We start from the raw sequence: 3,448 nt of genomic DNA on the forward strand, positions 1-3,448 counted from the left end.
CGGTACCTCGGCGGATCGTCGCTGGCCACGGCCCGCCGGACGGTGTTCCGGGCGATCCCCAGGTGCCGCGCGATTCCCTTGATCGACATGCCCTCCGCACGGTGGAGCCGCCGGATCTCAGCCCAGTCCTCCACACCGATCACCTCTTCCACCTGACTCCCATGGAGCCAGACTGATCACTTGATCACGGAAGGGGTCACTTTTCATCGACCGATAGGGGGTCACGGTTCACGGAACGGCGACACCCCTGGCTGCGTTTCCGTGCAGGTGCTGTCTGCGCGTTGGCGGGACACGATAAGGGCAGGGGGCGCGCTCGGTGGGTTATCTCGGCGGCTGCTCTCGGGGATCTGTGACTGGAGGGCAGTTTGTTGAAGCCGTGATGGCGGGGAAGGCGATGGCCATCTGGACGAAGTTGGACACAAGCGGCCGCCGCGAGGCGCCCGCTCGGAACAACGACTCGTCCGCAGCTCGCGCCTCTGGACCGCTGGGAGTGGTACGCTATTCGGTACCACTTGAAAGAGGGAGTCTGCTCATGTCCATAACCGCGAGCGAAGCCCGCAAGGCTCTCTTCCCGCTGATCAAGAAGGTCAACGACGATCACGAGGCCATCGAGATCGTCTCCAAGCACGGCAATGCCGTGCTCGTCTCAGCCGAGGATTACGCGGCGCTGCGCGAGGGCTCGTACCTGCTCCGCTCCCCGGCGAACGCACGGCGACTGCTCAAGGCGTACGAGAATGCTCTGAGCAACATCAACGTGTCGGAGCGCAAGCTGATCGATCCGGATGCGGCGGATCCTGCTGCGGGTGCTGCGTGAGGCTTGTCTTTGAGGATCAGGGCTGGGAGGACTACACGTCCTGGCTCAAGAACGACCGCAAGATGCTCGCCCGGATCAACAAGCTCATCGAGGACGTCAAGCGTGACCCCTTCACAGGGATCGGCAAGCCCGAGCCGCTGAAGTACCACTTGCCGGGGGCGTGGTCGCGGCGGATCGACGACGAGCACCGGCTCGTCTACCTGGTTAGGGACAAGGAGATCGTCATCCTCGCCACCCGCTACCACTACTGATCATCGTGCGGGTCGGAAGGAGTCGGCCCTTGACGAGTCTGGTCCCTTCTGGTCTCCCGTGCCGACTTGGTGCTGATTGATTCCTGGTTCTCCCGCGGCGGGGTGAGCTTGTCGAGATCCAGGCTGACCTCGAAGGGCGCGGGGCGCTCGAGGGTGCCCCGGAAGATACCAGCGGGCGCGTAGACGCCAGTCGATTCATCGAGTTCGTAGACGTGCACGACGGGAGCGCCGCTTTCATCCTCCACGCACCAGTAGTGCGGGATGCCCGCCTCTGCGTACTTACGGAGCTTGACCGTACGGTCTCGGTGCGCGGACGTGGGTGAGACGACCTCGATGACGAGCCGTACCTCGTGCGGTGCGAACCGGGTGCAGTCTCCGTCGTAGCCGGCCGTCGTCAGCCGCAGGTCCGGCTCGGGCCGGTTTCGGTCATCGAGCTTGATGGTCATCTCACGGCCGACCGTGACATCGCCGGGCGCCTGTTCCATGAGAGCGACGGTGAGCATGGTGACGAGGTGGCCGTGCCACTACGTCTGCGGCGACATGATGAAGACAATCGCGCCGTCGATCAGCTCGGTGTGGCGTGGTGCCGACGCGTCCTCGGCGACGGCCGCCGTCGCCACACCGCACTGCCGCATCGCCTACGTACATCCATCCAGTACGAGGGCGATGCGGCACCCCGACGGCTTGGCTGTCGCTTCCGTCCTGCGGGGCCACGTGACCGATCAGGATTCTCAGAGGGCGCTCTTCCACTTCTTGAACGCCTTGATGAGATCGCCATTCCGAATCGTGCTGACGGATTCGTTCCAACCAGAGGTCAGCGATTCCCCGAGGAGCTCAAGATTCAGCCGAGCCTGCGGGCGCGCGACAATGGCCCAGGTGGCCGCTGCGGCATGACCTTGCTCTTCCAAGATCCTGGCCACTGTGGACTCGACCGCACGCTTGTCGCTGCCGCGCAGTCCGAAGCTCGCCCAGACCGACATCGTGACTTGGTCACGTACAACCATCTCATTGAGGAACGTCAGCGGGCCGTTGTTCAGCTTCCTGAACCCGTATTGGTGCAGTGCACCGATGGGCACCCACCCGTTCTCCGTGCGGAGCGCATCGACATGGGGTTCCAGTTGATCCCTGCCGACTCCGATGAAGTCCAGGAAGTGCTCACCGACGTCGGGAACGTGCGTCCTGACGTGGTCGGCGATCTCCACGCGGCCCGGCTCTTCCAGATTGAGTGATTCTCTCGATCTGAACAGTCCCATGAAAGGGCTCCTTGCGACGGCTGTCGTGGTGATTGCTACTTGAGGAGGTTCCTGACCCGGTTTCCCATCGCGCCCGCCTGTTGGGCGAGACGCCTGAGCATGTCGACTTCTTGCTTCGAGAGGGCATTGAGGCCCTGAATCTCCGCCTTCAGAATGACTTTCTCGTACTGTTCCTTTGTTGCCACGCACATCAACCTTCCTGTGAGTTCCGTCCGTTCGTACAGGGCGACAGCGACTGCTCGGCGCGGTCCCCCCATGCACCTGTCAGCGGTAGCGTGCCCCCCTCATCCCAGTCCCGCGGGTCTCCGCCGATGGAACGCCCCGCTGCCCGCACATCCACAGCGAGACGCCCAGTACAGCCACCACCCAGGCCGTCCCGTGCCAGAAGTCGAGGGCGTAGGTAGTGGCCAGAAGGGTGTGGGTCAGGCCATCTGCCCACAGGTGCCAGAGGATGGCCGCAGTGGTCAGGGTGGCCACGATGGCGCAGGTGAGGCGTCGCAGGCGGGTGCGCCCCCGGACCGCCCAGCGCAGGCCCGCTGCGGAGCCCAGCATGATTGCCGTGGGCAGCAGCCAGGGAACTTGGTCGGAGAGTCGGGTGCCGCAGACGAAGAACGCCCCGTCCCGTACCCAGTCCGGTCGCTTCTTGACGACCTTGTCGGAGAAGTCGTGGAGGGAGGTGACGAGCTTGCGGGCCTTCGGTGCGGCGTCGGTGGTCGCCTCGTGCCAGAGCTGGGAGCGGGAGCGCCAGGTCGGGGGCGTGTTCGACGTCGGCTTGGATTCCTGATGGCGAGGCTGCTTGCCCCTCTGGTCGACCAGGGTGACCGCGGAAGCGGTGGAGGGGCCTGCCGCGGTGGTGTGGCGAGCAGGGGCCGACGCCACGGGCGGGGGCGGGGCGTAGGGCACCCAGCCGTACGTCGTGTAACCGACCATGTCGAGCAGGCCCACGGCGAACATGGTCAGCCACAGCCATCTCAGGCGCAGCAGTCTCGTGTGCAGCAGGTCCATGGACTGCTGGCGACGGGTGCGAGCCGTGTCGCGGTCATCCGCCGAGCGGGAGAGACGGGAGCGCAGGCTCCGGGTCACCCGCCGGGCTCCTTCGATGAGTCGGCGGCGAGTGTAGTTACGGCGGG

Annotated in this window: 5 protein-coding genes and 2 pseudogenes; 2 read left to right on the top strand and 5 right to left on the bottom strand. The window is 65.1% G+C overall.

The features are described from left to right. Positions 1 to 143, bottom strand: a pseudogene (locus RH94_RS42270) (helix-turn-helix domain-containing protein); the annotation flags it as partial. A gap of 389 nt (positions 144 to 532) precedes the next feature. Here RH94_RS42270 and RH94_RS03990 point away from each other — a divergent pair. Next, on the top strand, positions 533 to 814 hold the full coding sequence (locus RH94_RS03990) for a type II toxin-antitoxin system Phd/YefM family antitoxin (RefSeq protein WP_073946255.1): 282 nt from the start codon (positions 533 to 535) through the stop codon (positions 812 to 814). After that, positions 811 to 1,065 carry a Txe/YoeB family addiction module toxin gene (locus RH94_RS03995; RefSeq protein ID WP_073946256.1) on the top strand — a complete coding sequence of 85 codons (255 nt, stop codon included), beginning with the start codon at positions 811 to 813 and terminating at the stop codon, positions 1,063 to 1,065. Before RH94_RS03990 ends, RH94_RS03995 begins: the two co-directional genes overlap by 4 nt. Before the next feature lie 92 nt (positions 1,066 to 1,157). Here the strand turns inward: RH94_RS03995 and RH94_RS04000 are convergent. From RH94_RS04000 to RH94_RS42275, 4 genes and pseudogenes are all read right to left on the bottom strand, one after another. Continuing rightward, positions 1,158 to 1,700, bottom strand: a pseudogene (locus tag RH94_RS04000) (Uma2 family endonuclease); the annotation flags it as partial. 96 nt (positions 1,701 to 1,796) lie between these two features. Continuing rightward, complete coding sequence (locus tag RH94_RS04005) at positions 1,797 to 2,318, bottom strand: hypothetical protein (protein WP_073946257.1); 522 nt, start codon at positions 2,316 to 2,318, stop codon at positions 1,797 to 1,799. A gap of 35 nt (positions 2,319 to 2,353) precedes the next feature. Further along, the gene (locus RH94_RS40570) at positions 2,354 to 2,503 is read right to left on the bottom strand and encodes a hypothetical protein (protein WP_158073011.1); all 150 of its coding nucleotides are present in this window, start codon (positions 2,501 to 2,503) and stop codon (positions 2,354 to 2,356) included. Between the two features lie 79 nt (positions 2,504 to 2,582). After that, entirely contained in the window at positions 2,583 to 3,401 is an 819-nt protein-coding gene (locus RH94_RS42275) for a hypothetical protein (protein WP_234425516.1), read from the bottom strand. Between the last annotated feature and the right edge of the window lie 47 nt (positions 3,402 to 3,448).

It is taken from the genome of Streptomyces kebangsaanensis, from assembly GCF_001906585.1.
In the GTDB taxonomy this organism is placed as follows: Bacteria; Actinomycetota; Actinomycetes; order Streptomycetales; family Streptomycetaceae; genus Streptomyces; species Streptomyces kebangsaanensis.